Source organism: Pseudochryseolinea flava, from assembly GCF_003286915.1.
In the GTDB taxonomy this organism is placed as follows: Bacteria; Bacteroidota; Bacteroidia; order Cytophagales; family Cyclobacteriaceae; genus Ohtaekwangia; species Ohtaekwangia flava.
Map to the genome: position 1 here is coordinate 1 of NZ_QMFY01000017.1, position 22905 is coordinate 22905.

The 22905-nt window shown below is 43.2% G+C and carries 21 protein-coding genes and 1 tRNA gene; 16 read left to right on the forward strand and 6 right to left on the reverse strand.

Annotated features, from left to right (window positions below):
* Nucleotides 1–433: 433 nt before the first annotated feature.
* The gene (gene bla / locus DQQ10_RS23290) at nt 434–1348 is read left to right on the forward strand and encodes a class A beta-lactamase, subclass A2 (protein ID WP_112749349.1); all 915 of its coding nucleotides are present in this window, start codon (nt 434–436) and stop codon (nt 1346–1348) included.
* A gap of 256 nt (nt 1349–1604) precedes the next feature.
* On the opposite strand, the gene DQQ10_RS23295 is transcribed toward bla, so the two are convergent.
* The 3 genes from DQQ10_RS23295 to map all read right to left on the reverse strand — a co-directional run bounded on the left by DQQ10_RS23295 (nt 1605) and on the right by map (nt 4228).
* A tRNA-Thr gene (locus tag DQQ10_RS23295) sits at nt 1605–1677 on the reverse strand.
* Nucleotides 1678–1831: 154 nt separating this feature from the next.
* A complete protein-coding gene (locus DQQ10_RS23300; RefSeq protein ID WP_112749350.1) occupies nt 1832–3376 on the reverse strand; it encodes a M61 family metallopeptidase in 1545 nt (514 codons plus the stop codon).
* Nucleotides 3377–3466: 90 nt separating this feature from the next.
* Nucleotides 3467–4228, reverse strand: a complete 762-nt coding sequence (gene map, locus DQQ10_RS23305) for a type I methionyl aminopeptidase (protein WP_112749351.1) — start codon at nt 4226–4228, stop codon at nt 3467–3469.
* A gap of 165 nt (nt 4229–4393) precedes the next feature.
* Here map and DQQ10_RS23310 point away from each other — a divergent pair, with 165 nt between their 5' ends.
* From DQQ10_RS23310 to DQQ10_RS23325, 4 genes are all read left to right on the forward strand, one after another.
* Complete coding sequence (locus DQQ10_RS23310; protein WP_112749352.1) at nt 4394–5416, forward strand: LLM class flavin-dependent oxidoreductase; 1023 nt, start codon at nt 4394–4396, stop codon at nt 5414–5416.
* Nucleotides 5417–5491: 75 nt separating this feature from the next.
* Nucleotides 5492–6745, forward strand: a complete 1254-nt coding sequence (locus tag DQQ10_RS23315; RefSeq protein ID WP_112749353.1) for a putative DNA modification/repair radical SAM protein — start codon at nt 5492–5494, stop codon at nt 6743–6745.
* Nucleotides 6742–7509: a TIGR03915 family putative DNA repair protein gene (locus DQQ10_RS23320; RefSeq protein ID WP_112749354.1), complete on the forward strand. Its 768-nt coding sequence runs from the start codon at nt 6742–6744 to the stop codon at nt 7507–7509. The genes DQQ10_RS23315 and DQQ10_RS23320 overlap by 4 nt, the downstream gene beginning before the upstream one ends.
* 226 nt (nt 7510–7735) lie before the next feature.
* Nucleotides 7736–8950, forward strand: coding sequence for a glycosyl hydrolase family 18 protein (locus DQQ10_RS23325; protein WP_112749355.1), 1215 nt, complete (start codon nt 7736–7738; stop codon nt 8948–8950).
* Between the two features lie 5 nt (nt 8951–8955).
* Here DQQ10_RS23325 and DQQ10_RS23330 read toward each other — a convergent pair whose 3' ends face one another.
* Nucleotides 8956–9894 carry an RHS repeat domain-containing protein gene (locus tag DQQ10_RS23330; protein ID WP_112749356.1) on the reverse strand — a complete coding sequence of 313 codons (939 nt, stop codon included), beginning with the start codon at nt 9892–9894 and terminating at the stop codon, nt 8956–8958.
* Nucleotides 9895–10103: 209 nt separating this feature from the next.
* Between DQQ10_RS23330 and DQQ10_RS23335 the strand changes: the two genes are divergently transcribed.
* The 6 genes from DQQ10_RS23335 (at nt 10104) to DQQ10_RS23360 (ending at nt 13911) form a co-directional block, all read left to right on the forward strand.
* Complete coding sequence (locus DQQ10_RS23335; RefSeq protein WP_133259741.1) at nt 10104–10463, forward strand: response regulator; 360 nt, start codon at nt 10104–10106, stop codon at nt 10461–10463.
* 27 nt (nt 10464–10490) lie between these two features.
* Nucleotides 10491–10976: a DUF937 domain-containing protein gene (locus tag DQQ10_RS23340; RefSeq protein ID WP_112749358.1), complete on the forward strand. Its 486-nt coding sequence runs from the start codon at nt 10491–10493 to the stop codon at nt 10974–10976.
* A gap of 218 nt (nt 10977–11194) precedes the next feature.
* Nucleotides 11195–11782 carry a hypothetical protein gene (locus DQQ10_RS23345; RefSeq protein ID WP_133259742.1) on the forward strand — a complete coding sequence of 196 codons (588 nt, stop codon included), beginning with the start codon at nt 11195–11197 and terminating at the stop codon, nt 11780–11782.
* Between the two features lie 124 nt (nt 11783–11906).
* Nucleotides 11907–12464 carry a hypothetical protein gene (locus DQQ10_RS23350; protein WP_133259743.1) on the forward strand — a complete coding sequence of 186 codons (558 nt, stop codon included), beginning with the start codon at nt 11907–11909 and terminating at the stop codon, nt 12462–12464.
* Between the two features lie 15 nt (nt 12465–12479).
* Nucleotides 12480–13274, forward strand: coding sequence for a sensor histidine kinase (locus DQQ10_RS23355; protein WP_112749361.1), 795 nt, complete (start codon nt 12480–12482; stop codon nt 13272–13274).
* Nucleotides 13264–13911: a response regulator gene (locus DQQ10_RS23360; protein WP_112749362.1), complete on the forward strand. Its 648-nt coding sequence runs from the start codon at nt 13264–13266 to the stop codon at nt 13909–13911. The genes DQQ10_RS23355 and DQQ10_RS23360 overlap by 11 nt, the downstream gene beginning before the upstream one ends.
* A 228-nt stretch (nt 13912–14139) precedes the next feature.
* Here the strand turns inward: DQQ10_RS23360 and DQQ10_RS23365 are convergent, their stop codons facing one another.
* Complete coding sequence (locus DQQ10_RS23365; RefSeq protein ID WP_112749363.1) at nt 14140–14673, reverse strand: OmpH family outer membrane protein; 534 nt, start codon at nt 14671–14673, stop codon at nt 14140–14142.
* Between the two features lie 104 nt (nt 14674–14777).
* Between DQQ10_RS23365 and DQQ10_RS23370 the strand changes: the two genes are divergently transcribed.
* The gene (locus tag DQQ10_RS23370; protein WP_112749364.1) at nt 14778–15812 is read left to right on the forward strand and encodes a ferredoxin--NADP reductase; all 1035 of its coding nucleotides are present in this window, start codon (nt 14778–14780) and stop codon (nt 15810–15812) included.
* A 2-nt stretch (nt 15813–15814) separates the two neighbouring features.
* On the opposite strand, the gene DQQ10_RS23375 is transcribed toward DQQ10_RS23370, so the two are convergent.
* Nucleotides 15815–16603 carry a rhamnogalacturonan acetylesterase gene (locus DQQ10_RS23375; protein ID WP_245970519.1) on the reverse strand — a complete coding sequence of 263 codons (789 nt, stop codon included), beginning with the start codon at nt 16601–16603 and terminating at the stop codon, nt 15815–15817.
* Between the two features lie 111 nt (nt 16604–16714).
* Between DQQ10_RS23375 and DQQ10_RS23380 the strand changes: the two genes are divergently transcribed.
* Genes DQQ10_RS23380 through DQQ10_RS23395 form a run of 4 tightly spaced genes read left to right on the forward strand, consistent with a single transcriptional unit; the run spans nt 16715 to nt 22881 of the window.
* Entirely contained in the window at nt 16715–17344 is a 630-nt protein-coding gene (locus DQQ10_RS23380; protein ID WP_112749365.1) for a TetR/AcrR family transcriptional regulator, read from the forward strand.
* 42 nt (nt 17345–17386) lie between these two features.
* Nucleotides 17387–18751, forward strand: coding sequence for a TolC family protein (locus DQQ10_RS23385; RefSeq protein WP_112749366.1), 1365 nt, complete (start codon nt 17387–17389; stop codon nt 18749–18751).
* 17 nt (nt 18752–18768) lie between these two features.
* A complete protein-coding gene (locus DQQ10_RS23390; protein ID WP_112749367.1) occupies nt 18769–19836 on the forward strand; it encodes an efflux RND transporter periplasmic adaptor subunit in 1068 nt (355 codons plus the stop codon).
* Between the two features lie 6 nt (nt 19837–19842).
* Nucleotides 19843–22881, forward strand: a complete 3039-nt coding sequence (locus DQQ10_RS23395; protein ID WP_112749368.1) for an efflux RND transporter permease subunit — start codon at nt 19843–19845, stop codon at nt 22879–22881.
* Nucleotides 22882–22905: the final 24 nt, after the last annotated feature.

Consider the following 22905-nt stretch of genomic DNA (forward strand, 5'->3'; position numbering starts at 1 on the left):
GGCGTTCCTGTTGAAATGTGGAATACTCCCTGCCGCACAAGCCGACACCGAGTATCCAACATTCCAACAAGGCAATTATCACGACAATTATTAATTTTGAGTGTAGCTACTCAGGGGAAGCTTACGGTATCCCAATAATAATCCGACATCATTGGGAAAAATATACTTGCCATCATCAATGCAGTAATGGCTAACAATATCAGATTTGCGGAGTGAGTCTTCATTTAATTTTACTATTCCAAAAAATTATAAATGTAAATTAATCGCAATTGAGCGGAATCAACACCTGATCAGATCCTTGATATAAATTGAGTTACATTAAGCTGATCAAAAATCACGAACAAATAAGTAAGCTACCATCGATGCGAAAGTAATTACATATATTCGTTTTTTGTGACAATTTTTAATGACACCTTAAAACATAAGATCGGAAATGAATAGAATTTTTCAGTTAACAGTTTTACTTTTTTTACTGGCAACAACATGTAGCGCACAATCCAACAATACCGATCGCCTAAAAAATAGCATCAAGAAAATATTATCTAACAAAAGCGCTGTAGTGGGTGTGTCTATAATTGGCACCAATGGAAAAGACACACTTTCAATACACGGAGATAGGCGATTTCCTATGCAAAGCGTATTTAAGTTTCATATAGCATTAGCCGTATTGTCGGAAATCGACAAAGGAAAGCTTTCTTTAGATCAGAAAATTGAGATTAGTAAGGACGAACTTTTACCAAGTAGTATTTATAGTCCCCTTAGAGATGAAAATCCTAATGGAGGAACGTTTACGATTGAAAAGCTAATTCAATATTCTGTATCCATTAGTGACAACACCGCGTGCGACGCATTAATACGCCTTATTGGAACACCTAAAACGGTGGAAGCCTATATTAAAAGAAGTGGCATCAATGATATACAAATCACTTTCAACGAAGAAGACATGCAGGCGAAGTGGGAAAATATGTTTCAAAACTGGACTACCCCGAAAGCAGCAAGTGAAACGCTTAGATTATTTTATGAAAATAGAAGCAACTTACTTTCAAAAAGTAGTTATGATTTTTTTTGGAAAACAAATAGGGAAACAACAACTGGCAAAATGCGGATCAAGGGACAATTGCCTGCAGGAACCATTGTTGCTCACAAAACAGGTTCGTCGGGGATAAACAAAGAAACGGGAATTACTGCTGCATTGAACAACATAGGAATCGTTTTCTTACCGACTGGTGAATATTTTATTATCAGTGTTTTTGTAAGCGAGTCGAAAGAAGATTCTGCCACAAACGAGAAAATTATCGCAGACATTGCAAAAGCAACATATGACTTTTACACTGGGACGGAAAATTAGAGAAGATGCCCGCGCTTCTCACGTTAGGACCAGCGAAATTTACTGCAAAATGAGAAAGAAAGGGAAAGGGTACGCACCTAAATCGGAGGTGTGCTCATCACGGCATTTTGAGCCGGCTTGAAATAGATAAGAATATCCGTTCAGCGCATTACTATTAACGGATAACGATTAACCCTGAAGACAGGTAGTCAACTAACTAAACACAACGTTTTAAATAAGAAAAGGCATCCACGTTTGTAGATGCCTTTGTATCAAGAGCCCCCTGCCGGAATCGAACCAGCGACCTACTGATTACAAGTCAGTTGCTCTACCAGCTGAGCTAAGGAGGCTTTCCTTTTTCTCTTCTTTCGACCCCACTTTGCAGTGGTGTTGTTCAAAGAGGTTGCAAAAATAAGTTAAGAATGGATTTTCGCAAATAGTGGATGCAAAAATATGCGATAATTCTTGAGTTTTTTTTCGCAAAAAGCGCTATTCAAGGATGTATCAATCGTTTTTCAGCCATGTTGCGAGAATCTTCGCTTGTTGCTTCGTGGAATTTACAGTGAATGAAAGGGATCTTCCTTTGCCATCTTTGTTCTCTTTAAAGTCAAGTCCCGCGGCAGTAAAGTATTTCGTGTAATCAATAGGCGTGAGGGTGTAAATGTAATCGAAGAAATCCGTCAGCTTACTTTTGGTGATGTGTTCACAAACTTTCCTGAACTCTTCTTCTGTGAACCCACGTCCATGTTTCTTGTAATATTCGTAATAGACAGTCTTCATTACATCGTCAAGAGATTTGCGACCTGCAGTTTCTGTACGAATACGCAGGTCAAGGAGTAGCGCTACAATTGTTCCTTTTTCATACACTGAGATTGTTTTGTTTACAGCGTCACCTTGTCGACCAAAAGGACCGTCGGACCATGTATGATAACTTGCGTCTGCGAGTGTCTGGAAATTTTTTCCTGTGCCTGATTCATAATGGTTGATCAGTGCACTAAAGCTTTTCAACAATTCGTCGGCGGTTGAGAGACCGGCACGCGCTAAGATCAAATGGTCATAATACACTGTAATTCCTTCAGAAATCCAGAGTTGTTTCGTTCTGTTTTCATGACTGTAGTCAAAAGGTCCGAGTTCTATCGGCCTGATTCGCTTGACGTTATAATGATGGAAGTACTCATGCGCAAGGAAGGAATACATCCGTAGCTGACTCTCGCGTGTAGCCATAGCGTTGCCATCGAATGCGACCGTTGTTGAATTGCTGTGTTCGATTCCGCCTTGGCCGGGGCCGATGCCCAAAAAAGTATACTGTTTGTAAGGAATGTCGTCGATAATACTTACTGCGGTTTCGACGATCTTTTGAAGATTTGCCGTGAACGTATCGCGATCAAAATTTCCAAGCTTATACCCTTGGAAGATGTGGGGTACATTTTTAACGGTGAATGTTTGCAGTGTTTCAATATCGCCGATGAGAATAGGGCAATCGTAAAGGTTATCGAAGTCAGTAGCTGCCAACTTGTGCTGTTGATTTGTTACTTTCTTTAATCCCGTGGCGATCGTTTTGTTTTTCTTGTCGGACGTTACAGTGAGTAGAATAGGTGTTTCGATTTGCCTTTCAGGATGCATGATTAGGCTTGTTGGCACGAGGTACGTGAAATCTGGCGTGACGGTAGTTCTGGCGACGAACTTGTCCGACGACTTTACGCGGTATCGAACGATAACAGTTGAGTTATTTTTGCTTGCAATTTTCCAAACGTTAGGATATTGTTTTCGCCAGGTCAATGCACGATTATGGCTACCGGTGGGAGCGAAGTCAAAAACATTGTTCGGATAATCCATGATTTGATAATACCCTGGAGACCATCGCGGCAAGAGGAGCGAAAGTGTGTCGCCGCGTATATTTGTAATCGAGATCGTAACGTCAACACATTGACAAGCGTGGTCGTCGTGAAGGTTGACGTTGATGGAATCCGTCGAATTGTGTACTTGTGCGGATACATGCGCCATACTCGCGCATAGTAGTATCGCTGCTGTGAGCGTGATGATTTTCATGAAAGTAAGTTAGCGCCGGATTGTTGAATTATGCACGCTGAGTTAAGATCGTACAACGTTCGGCTAATCCGCTATGATACGCTCGGAATTTTAAACGATGCCGTTAGCGAGTGTAAGAATTTCGGGAGCGTTTTTCGTAACCATCAGGGTGTGTTCATGCTGCGCGACAAATCCACCTTTGTTTCCAACCAATGTCCAGCCATCGCGTTGTGTGTTAGCCATGGTTGATTTGGTGGCGATGAACGTTTCCACAGCGACAATACTATTGGCTTTGAACTTCGCTTTATATTGATTGTTGCGATAATTGGCGATTTCTTTTGGCGCTTCGTGCAAGCTTCTGCCGATGCCATGGCCGGTAAGATTTCGGATCACACGATAACCGGCGCGGCGCGCTTCATCTTCGATGAGTCCTCCGACATCCGAAATGCGTACCTCATCACGAATGGCCATAAGTGCTTTGCGAAGAATGTCTTTCGACGTGTCGATAAGTTTTTGGTGGCCGTGAACATCTCTACCAAGTACAAATGAACATCCGTTATCAGACCAATAGCCGTTAAGTTCTGCAGATACGTCGATGTTGATGAGGTCTCCTTCTTGGAGGATAACCTTGTCTGACGGAATGCCGTGAGCGAAACTGCTGTTAACGCTAATACAAGTGTGTCCAGGAAAATTGTACGTAAGGTTGGGAGCAGAGCGTGCGCCACTTTGCATCATTTTTTCGCCGCCAAAATTATCGAGCTCCTTTGTAGTCATTCCAGGCTTTGCATGTGCAATCATTTCCCGAAGTGTGTTGGCAACAACATCACTGATCGCCTTCATGCCTACCAATTCATACGCCTTTGTAATTGACATAATTGTTCATGTTATCGCGCTCAAATTAAGGGCTTATGGTAAGAAATACAAAATGATTTGGCTGGACGGTGAGATGTCAGCATTCATTAAATAATTTATGAATGCCGAACTAACCAGTGGCCTCGGCTGTTACGTATCCATCGAAATAATTCGATATATTTTTGTATGGCGATAAATCTAAAAGATATACCGGTTTCTGTGCTCGATTTGGCTGGCATCGTCCAGGGCGATCGTTCCGCAGGAGATGCATTTAAAAGAAGTTTAGCTTTTGCACAGCATGCTGAACAGCTCGGCTACAAGCGCTATTGGTTTGCGGAACATCACAATATGGAAAGTGTGGCCTCTTCAGCGACGAGTGTGCTTATCGGGCATATTGCGCAGGGCACCTCAAGTATCCGTGTTGGGTCGGGGGGAATTATGTTGCCCAACCATGCACCCCTCATCATCGCTGAGCAATTTGGAACGCTGGAATCACTTTACCCAGGGCGTATAGACCTTGGGTTAGGTCGCGCGCCGGGCACAGATCAAGCCACGGCATATGCGTTGCGTCGGAATTTGAACGGCGACGTGGATTCGTTTCCGAACGATGTGGCAGAGCTGTTACAGTATTTTGGTTCCCCTGACAAGCAAGGAAAAGTGAAAGCAATTCCAGGCGTCGGTACCCATGTGCCAGTGTGGCTTTTGGGTTCGAGTACATTTAGTGCACAACTCGCGGCGAAGCTGGGCTTACCTTTTGCGTTTGCATCACATTTTGCCCCCGCACAACTTTTCCCAGCGCTGCAACTTTATCATACTAACTTTCAGCCCTCACAATACCTTGATAAACCGTATGCGATGGCCTGCGTGAATATCATCGCTGCGGAGACCGATGAAGAGGCTGAATTTTTAGCATCATCTTTTCAGCAGTTAGTATTAGGGATGGTAAGAAATAACAGGAAGCCCTTGCCGCCCCCTGTTGCTGATATGGAAAGACGGTGGTCGCTTGAAGAGCATGCTGCGGTAAAACAAATGCTATACTATTCTTTTGTGGGAAGCCTTGATACATTGCAGACAGAACTCACCTCGTTTGTCGAGAATACACATGTGAATGAATTGATGGTGGCGACACATATATATGATTTTGACAAGAAGAAATCGTCACTCGAACGCACGGCATCTTTGTTTAAGACTGAAGTTGTAGAAATATGATGATAAAGTATTCTGAATTTTAGTAACTAATATTATTAGTTATATTTGATCTGTGTTAACCAAAAATAATAGTTGATGCAGTGGGATCCGATTCAGGAAAAGTTGGAGATTTTAGCAGAGGCGGCACGTTATGACGTCTCATGTTCTTCAAGCGGCAGTAAGCGTGCGAATAAAAGCAACGGTCTGGGTAACAGCACGGGCGTAGGCATATGTCACAGCTATACAGAGGATGGTCGCTGTGTTTCGCTTTTGAAAATTTTATTGACTAACCATTGCATTTACGATTGCGCCTACTGCATCTCGCGAAGAAGTAACGATATACCACGAGCAGGTTTCACGGTTGATGAAGTCGTAAGCTTGACAATCAATTTTTACAGGCGAAATTACATTGAGGGGCTTTTCTTGAGTTCTGGCATTTTTAAGGATGCTGATCTCACAATGGAGCGCCTCGTGCGTGTAGCCAAACGGTTGCGAACCGCGGAGCGCTTTAACGGCTACATACATCTCAAAACTATTCCCGGATGTTCAGAAGAACTCACGCACGAAGCAGCGCTGTATGCTGACAGACTAAGTGTTAACATCGAATTGCCTACAGAGACCAGTCTCAAAACATTAGCGCCGGAGAAATCGCACGTTGATATTATGAAGCCAATGGCGTTTGTCAGTGAAAACATCCGTGCCTTGGCGTCTGACAAAAAGATCATCAAAAGCACGCCCAACTTCGCACCCGCAGGACAAAGCACGCAGATGGTGGTCGGCGCGAGTCCGGAGAACGACCTGCAGGTGATGTCGATTGCTGACTCGTTGTATAAAAATTATCAGCTTAAGCGTGTTTATTATTCGGGTTACGTACCGATCAGTAATGACAACAGACTTCCCGTACTTGGTACGCCCGTGCCGGTAATTCGAGAGAACAGATTGTATCAAGCGGATTGGCTTACACGTTTTTATCAATTCTCCGTAAAGGAGTTGGTAGATCCGAAAAATCCGAATCTTGATCTTGATATCGATCCGAAGCTGAGTTGGGCGCTTCGCAACCTAGATCAATTTCCAGTGGATGTTAATACGGCACCATACGAAATGATTTTACGTGTTCCAGGCATCGGACTGAATTCAGCTAAGAAAATAGTCGCAGCTCGAAACTTTCAAAAGTTAGGATGGGAACACCTTCGGAAGATCGGCGTCGCTTTCAACAGAGCGAAACATTTTGTGATTTGTCAATCGTCGGCAATGCCTAAAGAGGTTGACGCACGAAAGCTTCGTGCACACATTCTTACGCAGAGCAAATTTGGAACTTCATTCTCATCGCAAACTTCCTTATTCCAATGACTACACTGCTTTACGACGGAAGTTTTAACGGCTTGTTGACGGCGATCTTTATTGCGTTTGAATACAAGATGTATGACTGCAGCATCGACACTAAGGAGCGGTACCAGGCTACAATGTTTGATAGCCCTGAAACGGTTATGACAGACAAGTTGAAAGCGCAGCGTGTATGGGAAGGGTTGTGTAAGAAGGTAAGCAATCATGCAAGGCGAGAATTTTACTACGCTTTCCTATCGGGACTTCCCGGTATCGAAGACACGTTGCTAGCGTATGTTCGGTATGCATTTCAAAACAATTCCACGATAGAGAAAAATTTTGCCAATTCTGTTGTGAATATGGTGTCACAAACAGCACACAGTGTTCACCGCGAGAAGCATCGTATGGAAGCATTTGTGCGTTTCATAAGACTGCAAGACGATTTGTATTGTGCTTTTATTTCACCTGACTTCAATGTGCTTCCGCTTGTTGCATCGCATTTCCAGGACCGTTATGCAGATCAGCATTGGTTGATTTACGATCGCGACCGCGACTATGGAATTCACCACGATCCACAAACGCGCCTTGTTTCTGACGTGATAATTGAAAAATCCACCGCAGACACCTCGCTCTCAACAACTGTGCATGAGGAGGAGGTCGCGTATCAAACATTGTGGCGGAGTTATTTTGATCATGTAAATATCCAGGAGCGCCGAAATATAAAGCTTCACTTGCGCCACGTTCCCAAGCGCTATTGGGCTGATCTGACAGAAAAGACTGCAGGGGTGTAACATCATGCTCGTTTTATGATAACACGACAACATAAATTCGGTCGTAGGCTGTCAATCGTGCGGTATTTGTTTGAATCGTCGATATCAAAGTATTCTGTAGCCCCCGTGGAAACCGTGGTAGGTTCGTATGTAGCCCACGAAAGTTTGAGTAGCCAAGAGATAATGTAAATCTTCGCCGTCGCCTGGAAAATTCCTAGCGCCATACTTGACTTATACTTTAACACTGATGCGTACGCTTGTTTTGATTCATTCCCTGTTCGTGACTTTCCTTTTTTGTTTATGTACATCAACGCTGACGGCGCAGTTTAAGATCGTCGGGTACAGTTATACAAGTGGTGATGCCAACGCGATCGATTGGTCGAAAATTACGCATTTGAATCTTGCGTTTGAAAACCCTGACATCAACGGAAATTTATCGTTCAATACAAACAATGCCTCTTTTGTTACAAAAGCTAAAGCCAATCATGTTAAGGTGCTGGTTTCTATTTGTGGAGGAGGCTCGTCGCTGGATGCCACGATGCGTGCGCGCTACTTTACATTGATTGACGATAATCACCGAGCAAGCTTTGTCAGCAAAATTGTGCAATACCTTAATGATCATGACCTCGATGGGATCGATCTTGATTTGGAAGGCCCAGCCATCAATGGAGACTATGGAAAGTTTGTCGCCGACCTTAAGCAATCATTGCCAGCCGGAAAATTGATGACTGCGGCGTTATCACACCTGAACAATGGCGACATGGTTGCTTCGGAAACAGTTCAGCTTTTTGATTTTCTAAACATCATGGCATACGATTCAACGGGGCCGTGGAATCCTTCCGCGCCCGGACAGCATGCTAGTTATGAGTTTGCAGTAACAAGTTTGAATTGGTGGGTAACACATAAGGGGCTTCAAAAAGAGAAAGCTATTCTTGGTGTGCCATTCTACGGATACGGCTTTGGCGCAGATGCAAATGAAGGTGTGTCATATGCTCAGATATTAACACGATTTGGAAGCGAAGCACAAAATAGAGACGCTTCGGGTAATACAATTTATTACAACGGGGTTCCTACCATTACCAAAAAAACACAGTACGTAATTGACGAAGGTTACGGTGGAATTATGATTTGGCAACTCGCGCAAGATAGACCGACGAGTGATAGTAAATCATTGCTGCGAAACATTTATAATACCGTGTACACACCAACGCGGGTGGCTGAATCCATTGATGATGCGTTCACCGTTTTTCCGAATCCGATGGAATCAGTCGTGAGTATTCGCGTGCATGATCGTTATTTCAATGGTGCCCAGTTTAGCATTGCTGATACTACTGGTCGGATTTTCCCCAGCGTTCAAAAGAGCATCGATCAATGGGATGTGTCTGCACTACCCGCCGGAATGTATGTGCTCAAGCTCACGAAAGGTGCGCGCAGTGTTGTGAAGAAGGTCGTTAAACGATAAGCCAATTATTGATAAGAAATGTCGCGCTGCAACGATGTTCGCGGCGTCCCGTCCAAGTTAGATTTGGTGCGCGTAATCCAATTGCCAACCTTGTCGTAGGTGTATGCAACTTTGTAGCTAAACACAGAATCGATCTTGTCATTTGCGTGACGGATATATGCCAGCAGATTACCAGCTTTGTCGTATTGCATTGTTCGACCGTGTTTATAACTTTTGTATTCGGTGGTATGCGATATTAACTGCTGACGGTCGTCATATTGTTCAATGGTTGTGTTATCAAGAACGCCATCAATAAAACGCGTTGTCGTTACCGTATGCAATGCGTCGTCGTATTGGATTTCTTCTTTCACCTGATGTTTCCCTCCGGTCACATCCTCTTTTAAAATACAGCGACCTTTTTCGTCGTAGGCATATTTGCGTTTGTAGATCACGGCAATTGGCGGTTCCTCTTGTTTTCGCTCAATCACGTTGCCATGACCATCGTATTTGTAAGCAATATGATTTACAAGTTTACCATCGTAGTTTGTATTCTTGACAGCGATTGCATTTCCGATTGAATCGAGGATATTCTCCGATATGTTTGTTAGCCTCCCGCGTGCGTCATTGGACGATACCTTGATGGTATTACCGTATGCGTCATATTCATAGCGGTGAGAGAAAGCAGACTTTTGCCCTTCACCAAAGGTTTCGCGTGAAATAAGGTTCCCCAATTCATCAAATGTGAAGTTCTCGCGCGTCACTACGTCCTCAATCATCGAATCAGGTACAAACTGTTTATAATTCGTTTCGATAATCTGCGTTGGCTTGCCAGACAAGTTTAGCGTTTTCCAATTTAATTGAAGCGACGGGTTGGGTTTTGTCTTTATTTCAACAGTTTGCTTGCAAGCGAAGACAATGATGAGTAGAAAAAAGGGAAGGACAAAGAGTTGCTTTTTGGAGGACATCGCTTGGTGCTATTTCAATTTGATTTGCAATAATAGTCCATGAACCGCGGAAGAGTCACAGTTAAAATCAGTTTTTTTTGTTTCTCGGTACATTAGCCTGAATAAATTGTAAATCAATGGATTGCAATAGAAATAAAATAACTGGATACCCCGTATTTTAAGTGGCGGCAATTTTTAACTTAGCAGACATTCCCCTTAATCCTGCGCCGATGAAAGCCTTAGTTTGCGACGACGATATTGCTTGTTTGCGGATCATTCAAAAGAAGCTTGAAAGTGAAAACTTGATCGTCTTCACGGCAAAAGATGGGGAGGAGGGACTTCGCAAATTGAAAGAATTCGATTTTGATATAGTGATCACGGATATTCACATGCCCTTTCATTCTGGCGACGAGCTTGTATCGTTCATTCGAGAAAAGCAGAAGAAAGCGACACCCATTATCATGCTTTCTGCTGACGGCGAAGAGGAAATTATCGCACTGGCTTTTCAACAGGGTGTGGATGCATTCATTAAGAAACCTGTAAAACCAGACGACCTTATTAGAACTGTGCGCAAAGTGGCGAAGAAGTAATTTATAGACAAACAAAAATAATAGACTATGCTAGATCAACTGATTAAGCTCGTGGAGCAGAACGCAGGGAAAGCAATTGTTCAGAACGATGCGGTTCCTAATCAGCACAACAATGCTGCCATTAAAGATGTGGCGACCCAGATTTTCGATGGTCTTAAGGGACAGGTATCACAAGGTAACATCCAAGATGTGGTATCGATGTTTAAAGGGGGACAACAATCTTCGTTGACGAACAATCCAATGGTGACGCAACTCATCGCGAAAGTGGCGGGAAGTCTTGCGTCTAAGTTTGGTGTATCACAACAGCAGGCGCAAAGTATTGCCGCAAGTCTTATTCCTACAGTGATGAATCAGTTTGTGAATAAGACGAACAATCCGAACGACAATGATTTTGATCTTCAAGACGTCATGAAGAATTTTACAGGTAATAGCAACTTTGATGTGGGGAGTATTCTGAATTCAGACAAGGCTAAGGATATGCTCGGCGGTCTGGGCAAGATGTTTGGCGGATAGTGCTTGGATAGCACGCGCGAACAGGCGGACATGGAGATTTTAAAGCGATCTTCATGTCCGTTTCTTTTTTAGCCCACCGCACGTTTGAAGTTGGAAAAAACGTTTGATGCTGTAGCGCATTCGATGGTGCCCGGGAAAATCCCCTTTGATCGCCCGCCCATTTCTCTCTAGTTTGGGATTAAATCAAAGATCCCCTCATTATGAAAATTATCTCAGTTATGCGTAAAACAACAGTGTTGTTGGTCATTATGGTGGCATTTGCCGTGGGTTGTCAAAAGCCGAAGGGCGGAGACGGCGACGCTGGTATTGTATATGAAAAACCTAAAGAGACAATCACACTCGAGCAAGCTACTGCTATGTACGGTGCTTACCAGAAAAGATATGAAGCTTTAAATGCAAGTGTTGGCAAGGAAGATGCGCGCTATGGATGGCACTCTGTGGACTTTTATAAAGGTTATATCGGATTTTTGGAACAAGAGGCGAAGAAGGTGAACATGAAAATATCAGGCCTCCGAATGTACTATGTTGCCTATCCTGCGGACTCCATCAAGTATGGTATCCAGGCCGACTATCAAACTTTTATTTACGTGCCGACATACTACGATGAGAAGAAACAAGCACACATCGCATTCGACCCATTACATGTAGAAAATGGCGTGCCGAAACCGATCCATGAGATTATCACCACTGGAAAAGATCGTGCTGCTAACGGCACGTCGATCTATAAGTTGACATCGACGGCAACAGAGACGACAAGCTCGGTTGCTAACATGGGAGAGATGTGTAAACCGAATTGCCGGGATTAAATCGTGAGGGAAATGTGAGATGAATTTGTTGGGGTGGATTAAATATTTGGAACTCGTTACGGCAATTGCAGGAATAATTTTCTATCGAAAATATTCCAACTCCAACTTGAAATACTTTGTGTATATGCTTTGGTTCATCGTCCTGGTTGAATTTGCAATCGGGACGTTGAAACAATATACCGAAGCTCGTCTTCAGAACAATTACATCTATAACGTTCTCACTTCCCTTCAATACGCCTATTACTTCTTTTTATACTATTCGATTATTACCATTCCACGCTACCGACAATGGGTGCTGACGTTTCTAGTAATGTTTGTGGTAGCCGTCGTCGTCAATTTCCTTTGGATTCAAAAACTTAGCGTCACAGCCGCGTTCGCCTCCTACACGTTCACCTTGGGCGCAATTTTGTTGATGATGACCATTGCACTGTTCTTGGTCGAAATTCTCAATACAGAAAAGATTCTCTACTTTAAAAATTATCTGATGTTCTGGATTAGCATCGGATTATTCGTGTTCTATACTGGCATTATCCCATTCGTGCTAAGCATTAACTTGCTTCCCGATTTTCTAAGCAACGACGCGTTAGCGATTATGTTTTTCACTTTGAACTTGGTGATGTACAGTTGCTTTACGCTTGGGTTTATTATTAGTAGACCGCAGGTGGAAGGATTAAAACAATAGCGACGGACGTGTACGATGGAAAGAGAGGTTATTTTAGTAGCTACTTTTACGTTAATTATTTTGGTGGTTATCATCATTATATTCTTTGTAATTTTTCAGACGAAGAAGAATAACTACATCATTGATCGTCATTCTGCGGAGCAAAAAATCGAACAAGAGATTGCTAAGTCGCAGATGGAAATACAAGAGCAAAGTTTCAAGAATATAGGTTGGGAACTTCACGACAACGTCGGGCAAATACTATCGACGGCAAAGATGCAACTGAGTATTCTGCAACGTAAACTCCCGGAAGAGCACAAGCAAGCGCTGTCAGAAATTGGAAATCTAATCGGCGACAGCCTTCACGAAATCCGCCTGTTGTCTAAAACGCTTAATCATGAAGTGGTCAGTAACCTGGGGTTGGTAAAGTCGGTCGGTTATGAGCTGGAGCGATTTAACCGTCTTAATTTTCTAAAGGCTTCATTGTCTGTAAAGGGCAATGTAGTTCCGATCGATGGGCGCGACGAGATCATCATCTTCCGTATTCTTCAGGAATTCTTTTCCAACGTGGTACGCCATTCGAAAGCCACAGAACTCACGGTGATAATCGAATTTTTCGCGGATCGGCTTGAAGTTGCAGCTCGTGATAATGGCGTTGGGTTCGACCCGGAAAAAACACAGGTAACGTCGGGACTGATCAATATGAAAAGTCGCGCTTTAATGGCTGGGGCTACATATAGTATCCGCACGGCGCCAAATGAAGGCGTGAATTTAATTCTTTGTTATACCTTTAGAGAACAAAAAACAAAAACCTCCTCCCATGAAGAATAGCTACTCGATAGTTATTGTTGACGACCATTCATTGTTTGCACAGGCGCTGCAAACATTGCTCAATACATTCGAGAATTACAAAGTGCTTTATACCGTAAAAAATGGTGACGAATTTATAAAACAACTTAAAGCCTCGCCAGTACGCCCGGACATTGCGCTGATCGATATCAATATGCCCGTGATGAATGGTATTGAAACCACACAATGGCTCACGAAGAACTGTCCTGAAATTAACGTGCTTGCGTTATCGATGGACGACGATGAAAATACAATTATCAGTATGTTACGCGCTGGCGCAAAGGGCTATTTGTTAAAGGATATCAACCCTGTCATTCTTCAGGAAGCCTTTAAGGACATCGTCGAAAAAGGATTTTATCATTCGGAACGGATTACGAATACTGTGTTGAGTTCACTTCACAAAACAGAGCAAGCGCCGATACAGTTGAAAGAAAGAGAAATTGAGTTTTTGAAACTGGTATGCACGGAGAAAACATACAAAGAGATTGCGGGTGAAATGTTTCTCAGTCCGAAGACGATCGACGGTTACCGTGAAACCCTTTTTGAAAAACTGCAGATAAAAAGCCGCGTTGGACTAGCGGTTTTTGCAATCAAGAATAAGATCTATATCATCGAATAATCTGTCTTGATCGGATTAGCGAACGACTACCGTTTCCCCTTTTTTATGGGGTGTTTTTCCTGTGATATCTAGGACGTTTTTCCTCTGTTCTAAACCTCACATCGATGTTAACTTTGAATCATTAAAGCAAGGCGTAAGCAAGCTTCTTCGATTGCAAAAAGTTTTTTCATCGTCTATATAGTTAGGTTTGGTTTTGGTATAAAAGGTGTCCTGAGCAGACACCTTTTTTCATTCTGGCTGGGTAAGCACTGGTGTAATCCCCATTTTCCGGAGCACCAGATTTGAAATGTTATATTGCTCGTCGGCGAAAAGGAGAACATCACCGCCACCTGTTACTTGCGGATTGATGATGTATGCAAACCCATTTTCTTTTGCAACGGCCTCAATAGCTTTTCCTACCTTATCGAATACCGGCGCCATTAATTCAGATTCTTTTTTCTGAAGATATTGTTGTGCTTCTACGTGGAACTTGCGCATGTTCTCTTCTAGAAAAGCTAATTCATCTTGCTTATCTTTTTTGATCGTCTCAGGCGTTGTTGATGGTAATGATTGAAACGCTTTGTACTTCGTGTCCCAATCTCTTTTTTTTGTCTCGAGTTGCCCTGTTAATTGCGCTTCGTGTGTTTTGAGCACAGATTGGATTTCCTTCATCTCTGGCATTTTACTGAAGATGTATACCCAATCGGCATGACCGATTTTTTGAGTCTGCGCAGCAAGATGAAACGGTATCGATAATGCAATCAATACGATTAGTTTTTTCATAGGTCAGATTTGCTCTTGAGATGTAGCGTAGTAGAAAAAAGTTGATCGTCGTCTATTTTAAATTCAAACACTTATTGACTACACTTGAATTTTGATTGCCGCATATGGAATTGATCTCGCTGCTGGTGACAGCAATAACTACTGAAGCCTTTGATACAAAGTCATTTGTACTAAAGCCGGTGGGGAATCATGACGTTACCTATGAACCTGGACAATTTTTAACGTTAGTTTTTTCTGCGACGGTAGATGCGCGGCGTTCGTATTCAATCTCCTCTGCTTCATTTTTAGGCGAGCCCTTGACGATTACCGTCAAGCGCATTGACAATGGTGCCTTTTCAAGGTTTTTATTCGACACCTGTAAGGTCGGCGATACATTGCAGTCGATTGGCGTGTCCGGTTTTTTCTTGCTACCTAAACCTGTAGAATCACATCAACAGTTTTTCTTTCTGGCCGCGGGAAGTGGTATTACACCGGTGCTCCCTATGATCAAAACGTTGTTGCATCAAACTTCTAACACAATCTATTTATTGTATAGTAATAAAAGTGAGGAAACAATTGTTTTCAAGAGCGCGCTTCAATCTCTGAAACGCGATTTTCCTTCTCGCTTTCATGTGACGTGGCTGAATAGTAATTCAAAGAACCTGCTTCAAGCGCGGTTAACGAAAATTTTCCTTACCGACTTTGTCAAACAGCATGTGAACATCGAGAAGTCCAGTGCGTTATTTTATCTGTGCGGTCCCAAAGACTACATGCAAATGGCTACCATCACGTTGTTAACGACGGGAATTCCTTCAGCCAACATTCGTAAAGAAATTTTTGATACGACAAAAGTTAATGTAAGAGAGTTGCCACCCGATACAGATGCGCATTACGTCACGCTCATTCAAAATGGAAAGCGGTACAAATTCACAGCACAATATCCGGAAACAATTTTGGTAGCGGCGAAACGCGAAGGCCTAATATTACCTTACAGTTGTGAAGCAGGAAAGTGTGGTACCTGCGCGGCCACTTGCAGCAGCGGTCGCGTGTGGATGTCATACAATGAAGTACTCGTTGAGCGAGAACTGCAAAAGGGTAGAGTGCTAACTTGTACGGGCTATGCAGTGGCGGGCGATGTGACTATCGACTACGACGCGTAGTCCTATTTTTTTACAGGCTTGGTTATCCGTTCAGCAAGCGCCAACTTTTGCGCCTTAATTTCTGCAAGTATGATCTGGGCAATTTTGCGTGCACCAAGCTCACTAAAATGTGTATTGTCTTCCTTTCCATCTGGATAATTTGGATGTTCTCCGGGCTTCAAATGAAGAAACAGTAGTTTGGAAGATTCTTCACCAAATGACTGGTACAGTTCTCGACTTTTTGCATCAAGATCGATGAGTGAAACCCCTTGCGATTTTGCTACTTCGATTACTAAAGGCGAATATGCTGGATGTGTTTCAATGACTTTGCCGTCGACAAACTTCCTACGCGACACGGGTGTCAATAATATTGGTGTTGCTTTCCGCGCCCTCGTTTCAGTAATGAATCGCACGAGATTCTGTTTGTAAGCGTCGGGTGCAGTGTATCGATCGACTTTCTCTTTTGATTCGTCATTATGACCAAACTGGATGAATACATAGTCGCCTTCTTTCAAAGCATCGGCGACGGGTTGCCAAAGATTTTCAGAAAGGAAAGTGCGCGTACTTCTCCCGTTTTTTGCGCGGTTGTCGACCGTTACGGTTGAATCAAAAAAGAACTTGAAAGGCATTCCCCAGCCGGTCTCAGGGTAAGCGCTGGTGAGTTTGTTAGCGATGGTGGAATCGCCGATAAGGTAAACGGTAATCGGCCGTGGAGATGGAACGGAGGCTGTCATCAGTAAAGCAAGCAAAGCAATAAGATAGGGAGTGAATTTTGTTACCATATGCGCAATCGATTGCTTAATTATAATCATTCTTTTTAGATTGAAGCAAACACAAGGTGTAGTGAAATTTTTCGGCATTGTTTGTGCATTCGCAAAACAGTAATTAACTTAACACCGTTAATTAACATATTTTCGAAAGCAATGAGTATCACTGCGAGGAAGGAACGACAGAAAGAAGAGCTGAAGGGAAAGATTCTTCAAGCTGCGAAAGCTTTATTTATGGAGAAGGGTTTTGAGGAAACGTCGATTCGGAACATTGCTGAGAAGATTGAATATTCTCCAACAACGATCTATCTATATTTCAAGGACAAGGACGACATTTTTCATGCGCTTCATACAGAGGGTTTCGTTCTTCTGAATCAGTACTTCCGGCCGTTGGCACACGTGTCGGATCCTTTTGAACGATTGAAAGCGGTAATGAAGGCTTATATCAATTTTGCTAAGGAGAATGGGGAGTTTTACGACCTCATGTTTATCATCAATTCGCCGATGAAGTCGGTGGAAAAGGAAGCGGGTGAATGGGAGGAAGGAAAACGAGCGTTTGAGTTTCTAATCGGAACGGTTGGAGAATGTATTCAAAGGGGATATTTCCACGGAATGGATGCTGAAGTAGTCGCCTTTACGCTTTGGTCTATGGTGCATGGAATCTGTTCGCTAGAAATCCGTAACCGTTGTTCCGTGGTGTCGGCGTTGAACCAAGAAGATCTCGCCAACAAGGCAACCGGCGTGATTCAAGAAATTTTGGAAAGAATGCATAGCAAGCCACAATAAATTTTTTTGCTTATAGACTTAACAGTGTAAACTTTATAATCAATGAAAACTAACCCCCTCATTATTCGCATTTTAGGTCTTTCGTTAGGCCTGTTGTGCATCTTGTTCAACGAAGTACGAGGACAAAACGAGCTCGACCAATACATTGAACAAGGGATCCGAAGCAACCTAGTAGTTCAGCAAAAGCGGATCACGTTGCATCAGGCGGAGCTCGCGCTGAAATCGGCGCGGAGTCAATTTCTTCCCTCAATCAACTTCCTGACAGACTATACTAGCGGCGACGGCGGCCGGAGTATTGCCTTGCCGATTGGTGACCTCCTGAATCCGGTGTATACCACGCTTAATCAAATGACAAGCAGTGATGATTTTCCAACTGTTGAGAACGTTAATCAGAACTTCTTTCCCAAAAATTTTTATGACGCGCGTGTTCGAACATCGTTGCCGTTAGTCAATACCGATCTGCATGTAAATAAAAGTATACATCAGCAGAAGGTTGTTCTTGAGACGTATGAGTTGGAGCGATACAAACGCCAATTGGTGATGGACATCAAATTAGCCTACTACAATCTGCTGTCGGCAAAAGAAGCGATTCGGATTTATGAGAGCGCTTTGGTGCTTGTTCATAAAAATCTTGAGCTGAATGAGTCACTGCAAAGAAACGGAAAAGCTGTGCATGCTCAGGTGTTGCGTTCGAAGAGTGAGGTAGAAAGAGTGAAGGCCGGGTTGAACAGTGCGAAGAACAACGCAACGAATGCCCAACGATATTTTAACTTTTTATTGAATGCCGACTTAAATGCACCAATAAATACGACGCTTGATATGAGCGCTGTTGGCGTTCCTGTGTCAGAAAACGCGGAGAGCACGCGGGAAGAAATATCGATGATCAAGGCTGTGCAAGAAATTAATCATGCATCACTGCAGCTCAATAAACTTAGTCGTTTGCCAAAGGTAAGTGCATTTGTTGATCTTGGTTCACAGGCGTCAGATTGGGAGTTCAACAATGACTCACGATACTACTTATTCGGTGTTCAATTGTCTGTGCCGATTTTCAACGGTTTTAGAAATCAGTATAGTATTCGTAACAGTCGATATGAAATTCAGAAAACGGAATATCAGTTGAATTATACATCACAGGAGTTGGATCTTTCTAGGCGTGTTGCTCAAAACGATTTTCAAGTAATGCTCGAAAACTTCAGCGCATCCGAAGTGCAGCTCAAAGCATCACAGAGTTATTTCAATCTGATTGAGAAAGGATATCGTGAGGGAATCAATTCGCTGATAGAATATTTAGATGCGCGAAATCAACTCACAGAATCGGCCCTGCAAACCAATCTTCGGCAACTTGACGTGTTGACAGCCTCAGCACGACTCGAACGCGAGAATGCTTCATATCAATTCAAACTATAATCGAAACCTCTTGTACTATGAAAAAAAATACGATGAAATTAATGTTGGGCGTAGTTGTGGCTATTGCGGCGGCAGTGGTCATTCAAGCGTGCACGGAAAGCCAAGGCAAAACGAATACAATTCCCAAAGCGAATGAGCCAATTCCGGTAAAGATTATTCAACCGTCGAAAGCAACGGGTATAACGTCATTCAAACTTTCAGGACAAGTATCGACAGATGATGAAGCTGTTCTCGCCTTTAAAACAGGAGGTGTTGTGGAAAAAGTATTGGTGAAGGAAGGCGACCGCGTGAAGAAAGGCCAGGTGTTGGCAACGTTGGATTTAACGGAGATCGAGGCACAAGTATCGCAGGCGCGATTGGCTTATGAAAAAGCACAGCGCGATTTTGGGCGGATGGGAAAGTTGTATCGCGATAGTGTGATCACCCTTGAGCAATTCGAAAATACGGAAACCGCGCGAAACATCGCGAAGGAGCAATTGGATGCGGCGTTGTTTAACAAGAATTTTTCATCGATTCACGCCCTTGCAGATGGATTTGTGCTGAAGAAATTTGTGAATGCAGGTCAAGTGGTTGGTGTTGGTGATCCTATTCTTAAGACAAATGGCGCAGCGAAAGGGCAATGGATTTTAAAAGTAGGTGTAAGCGATAAGCAATGGGCCGTAATACAAGTAAAGCAAAAGGCAACCGTTCAATTTGACGCTTTTCCGGAACGGACGTTCAATGCCCAAGTGACCCATAAATCAGAAACATCCGATTCGCAGACGGGCGCATTCACGGTTGAATTTAAAATCGAAGACGAGGGCGTGAAGTTTGCGACAGGAATGTTTGCGATGGCCTTGATCAACATCGGAGAAGGAGAGGACACATGGAAGATTCCTTATGAAGCTGTGCTTGATGCCAACGGTAATGTTGGCTTTGTGTTTGTAACGACGGACCAAAAAACAGCCGTTAAAAAAGCTGTATCCATATCGTCATTCGATGGCAGTAGTGTTCACATTAGCAAAGGACTTGAGGGCGGCGAAGCGTTGATCGTAACGGGTAGTGCATATTTAACGGATCAGTCTGCTATCACCGTTGTAAAATAACAAACCATGAAAATTTCATCATACGCAGTTAAGAACTATCAGTTTACACTGATCATGTTTCTCATGGCCGTCGCTGTTGGTGTGACAACGTTGTTTACGATGCCCCGCAGCGAAGACCCAGAAATTGAGGCACCACAATTTGCCATCGTCGTCGTATATCCAGGTACGAGCCCTGAAGATATGGAAGAGCTTGTTGTCGACCCTGTGGAAGAAAAGATTCACGAGTTGGAAGATATGAAGAGAATCAAAACCACAATAAGCGACGGGTTAGCAGTATTTCGTGTGGAATACAAATATGAAAGCGACCCCGATGATAAATATCAAGAGCTTGTCCGCGAAGTGAATAGCCTTCGAGCTGCATTGCCGCAAGACATTTTCAGTGTAGAGATACAAAAATTCCAGCCCTCGGATGTAAACATCGTACAGATCGCACTTGTGTCGGAGAATGCATCGCGTAGTAAGTTGAAATTTCATGCAGAAGCGTTAAAAGATGAGCTTGAAAAAATTACAATGCTCAAGAATGTTGAGATACAAGGTTTACCAGAACAAATTGTAAAAATAGAGCTGCGTCTTGAAAAGATTGCCCAGATGAAAATTCCATTGAATGCGATCATTGGTTCTATTCAAAGTGAAATGGCCAATATTCCGGGTGGTAGTGTTGTGGCCGGTTCAAAGTCCTTCAGTATAAAAACAAGTGGTAACTATAAAGATGTTAACGAGATCCATAATACAATCGTCTACTCTTTAAACGGCAAGAATATTTTGTTAAAAGATGTTGCCGATGCAAACATCACATTTGATGAAACGAAACACATTACACGACTCAATGGACATCGTTGTGTATTCGTTGTTGCAGCGCAAAAGTCGGGACTGAACATTACGAATACGCAAAAGGTTTATCAACCCGTGTTGACCAGTTTCAAAGAACGACTGCCGGCGAACATCGACATGGTTCATCATTTCGATCAGGCAGATAATGTCAATGGGAGATTAGCCGGTTTGGGCAAGGATTTTCTAATAGCGATTTTACTAGTAGCCATCACGTTGCTGCCGCTGGGATTCCGTGCCGCTGCCATTGTGATGATTTCAATTCCGTTGTCGTTGGCAATTGGGCTGGTATTGCTGAATCTCTTTGGGATAAGTTTAAATCAATTGAGTATTGTGGGCCTCGTGGTTGCACTAGGCCTTCTTGTGGATGACAGCATTGTTGTGGTGGAGAATATCGAACGATGGATGCGCGAAGGACATTCACGTCTCGATGCGACGCTGAAAGCGACAAAACAAATTGGGTTGGCGGTTGTGGGATGTACGGTCACACTCATCATAGCATTTATGCCGCTTGTGTTTCTGCCAGAGGGTGCAGGTGATTTTATTCGCGGATTGCCATTGGCGGTAATCATGTCAGTACTTGCGTCGATGTTGGTGTCGCTTACGGTGATTCCATTTCTATCGAGCAGATTACTAAAGGACCATGGCAAATCAAAAGGCAATGTGTTCATGGAAGTCTTGCAACGTGTCATTCACGGGAGTTATTCCAAGTTCCTTGATCGTGCGTTGAAACATCCGATCATTACAACCGTCGTCGCGGGGCTCATTTTTGTAGGGTCATTACAACTTTTTCCAGTGATTGGTTTCGCATTGTTTCCGGCGTCTGAGAAGCCGCAGTTTATCATCAATACGATTACACCACTTCAAACAAATTTGGATAAGACAGATGAAGTAGCACACGACGTCGAAAAGATACTAGCAGACATTCCCGAAGTTTCCTTCTACGCCACCAATGTTGGTAAAGGAAATCCACGTGTGTATTACAACGTAATTCAGGAAAATGAACGAACAGACTTCGCTCAGACTTTCGTTCAATTGGCCGACAACACAACGCCCGAGCGTAAGCTTGCGATCATCAATTCGCTACGAGAACAGTTTAAAAATTATCCTGGCGCTAAAATCGAAGTAAAGAATTTCGAGCAAGGTCCACCGATTGTTGCTCCCGTTGAGGTGAGGTTGTTTGGTGATAATCTTGATACACTTCGGGCATACGCTGGTGAAATTGAAAACCTTTTAAAACAGACTAACGGAACACTTTACGTTAATAACCCAGTCAGTAATTTGAAGAGTGACATTCGTGTTGTCATCAATCAAGATAAAGCGCGGATGACCGGGATTAACACCGTAGACATCGATAAAACGATTCGTCTTGCCGTTGCAGGACTGGAGATGGGAAATTTTTCGGATGCAGCAGGAGAGGATTATGATGTTCACTTAACGACGCCAAAAGGTGAACGCGCAACGTTAGCTTCTTTCGATAACCTTTTCGTAAACACCTCGGTTGGGGCGCCTGTGCCGTTGGCGCAAATTGCCTCACTCAAAATGGAAACATCGCCGTTGAGCATTGACCACTATAACAAAATTAGAATGGTGTCGATCTCTGCGTTTGTGCAGAAGGGATATCTCAACGATAAAGTTATTGCAGATGTGATTGCGCGTATGGATAATTTTAAGTTGCCAGCAGGATACACCTACATGATGGGCGGCGATGTCGAAGCGAGTAACGAATCATTTGGTGGGTTAGGGATCATCATCATTGTGACTGTGTTTATGTTTGTCGCGGTACTGGTATTGATGTTCAAAACATTCAAAAGTATGCTCATCGTGCTAAGTGTAATACCGCTCGGAATAGTTGGCGCAGTGTTAGCATTGCTGGTTACAGGAAATCCCCTGTCGTTTGTGGCGATCATTGGCTTGATTGCACTAGCCGGTGTGGAAGTTAAGAACTCAATCTTGCTCGTTGATTTTACCAATCAACTTCGAATGGAAGGGAAAAGTGTTGACGAGGCCATTCGCGAAGCCGGTGAAGTTCGGTTTCTTCCGATCGTATTGACATCGCTTACGGCCATAGGAGGTTTGTTGCCGATTGCGTTATCAACAAATCCACTGATTGCACCGTTGGCAATCGTATTGATTGGCGGGCTTATTAGTTCAACAATATTGTCGCGAATCGTTACGCCTGTGGTTTATAAACTTATTCCACCGAAGATAGAATAGAAACAAAAAGGGTAAGCCCATCGC

Excerpts from the sequence above, each read along its gene's own strand:
- bla (WP_112749349.1), top strand. The coding sequence starts at position 434 with ATGAATAGAATTTTTCAGTTAACAGTTTTACTTTTTTTACTGGCAACA.
- DQQ10_RS23370 (WP_112749364.1), top strand. The coding sequence starts at position 14,778 with ATGGAATTGATCTCGCTGCTGGTGACAGCAATAACTACTGAAGCCTTT.
- DQQ10_RS23360 (WP_112749362.1), top strand. The coding sequence starts at position 13,264 with ATGAAGAATAGCTACTCGATAGTTATTGTTGACGACCATTCATTGTTT.
- DQQ10_RS23350 (WP_133259743.1), top strand. The coding sequence starts at position 11,907 with ATGCTTTGGTTCATCGTCCTGGTTGAATTTGCAATCGGGACGTTGAAA.
- DQQ10_RS23375 (WP_245970519.1), bottom strand. The coding sequence starts at position 16,603 with ATGATTATAATTAAGCAATCGATTGCGCATATGGTAACAAAATTCACT.
- DQQ10_RS23390 (WP_112749367.1), top strand. The coding sequence starts at position 18,769 with ATGAAAAAAAATACGATGAAATTAATGTTGGGCGTAGTTGTGGCTATT.
- DQQ10_RS23310 (WP_112749352.1), top strand. The coding sequence starts at position 4,394 with ATGGCGATAAATCTAAAAGATATACCGGTTTCTGTGCTCGATTTGGCT.
- DQQ10_RS23330 (WP_112749356.1), bottom strand. The coding sequence starts at position 9,894 with ATGTCCTCCAAAAAGCAACTCTTTGTCCTTCCCTTTTTTCTACTCATC.
- DQQ10_RS23395 (WP_112749368.1), top strand. The coding sequence starts at position 19,843 with ATGAAAATTTCATCATACGCAGTTAAGAACTATCAGTTTACACTGATC.
- DQQ10_RS23365 (WP_112749363.1), bottom strand. The coding sequence starts at position 14,673 with ATGAAAAAACTAATCGTATTGATTGCATTATCGATACCGTTTCATCTT.
- DQQ10_RS23385 (WP_112749366.1), top strand. The coding sequence starts at position 17,387 with ATGAAAACTAACCCCCTCATTATTCGCATTTTAGGTCTTTCGTTAGGC.
- DQQ10_RS23345 (WP_133259742.1), top strand. The coding sequence starts at position 11,195 with ATGCGTAAAACAACAGTGTTGTTGGTCATTATGGTGGCATTTGCCGTG.
- DQQ10_RS23335 (WP_133259741.1), top strand. The coding sequence starts at position 10,104 with ATGAAAGCCTTAGTTTGCGACGACGATATTGCTTGTTTGCGGATCATT.
- DQQ10_RS23315 (WP_112749353.1), top strand. The coding sequence starts at position 5,492 with ATGCAGTGGGATCCGATTCAGGAAAAGTTGGAGATTTTAGCAGAGGCG.
- DQQ10_RS23300 (WP_112749350.1), bottom strand. The coding sequence starts at position 3,376 with ATGAAAATCATCACGCTCACAGCAGCGATACTACTATGCGCGAGTATG.
- DQQ10_RS23325 (WP_112749355.1), top strand. The coding sequence starts at position 7,736 with ATGCGTACGCTTGTTTTGATTCATTCCCTGTTCGTGACTTTCCTTTTT.
- DQQ10_RS23355 (WP_112749361.1), top strand. The coding sequence starts at position 12,480 with ATGGAAAGAGAGGTTATTTTAGTAGCTACTTTTACGTTAATTATTTTG.
- DQQ10_RS23340 (WP_112749358.1), top strand. The coding sequence starts at position 10,491 with ATGCTAGATCAACTGATTAAGCTCGTGGAGCAGAACGCAGGGAAAGCA.
- map (WP_112749351.1), bottom strand. The coding sequence starts at position 4,228 with ATGTCAATTACAAAGGCGTATGAATTGGTAGGCATGAAGGCGATCAGT.
- DQQ10_RS23320 (WP_112749354.1), top strand. The coding sequence starts at position 6,742 with ATGACTACACTGCTTTACGACGGAAGTTTTAACGGCTTGTTGACGGCG.
- DQQ10_RS23380 (WP_112749365.1), top strand. The coding sequence starts at position 16,715 with ATGAGTATCACTGCGAGGAAGGAACGACAGAAAGAAGAGCTGAAGGGA.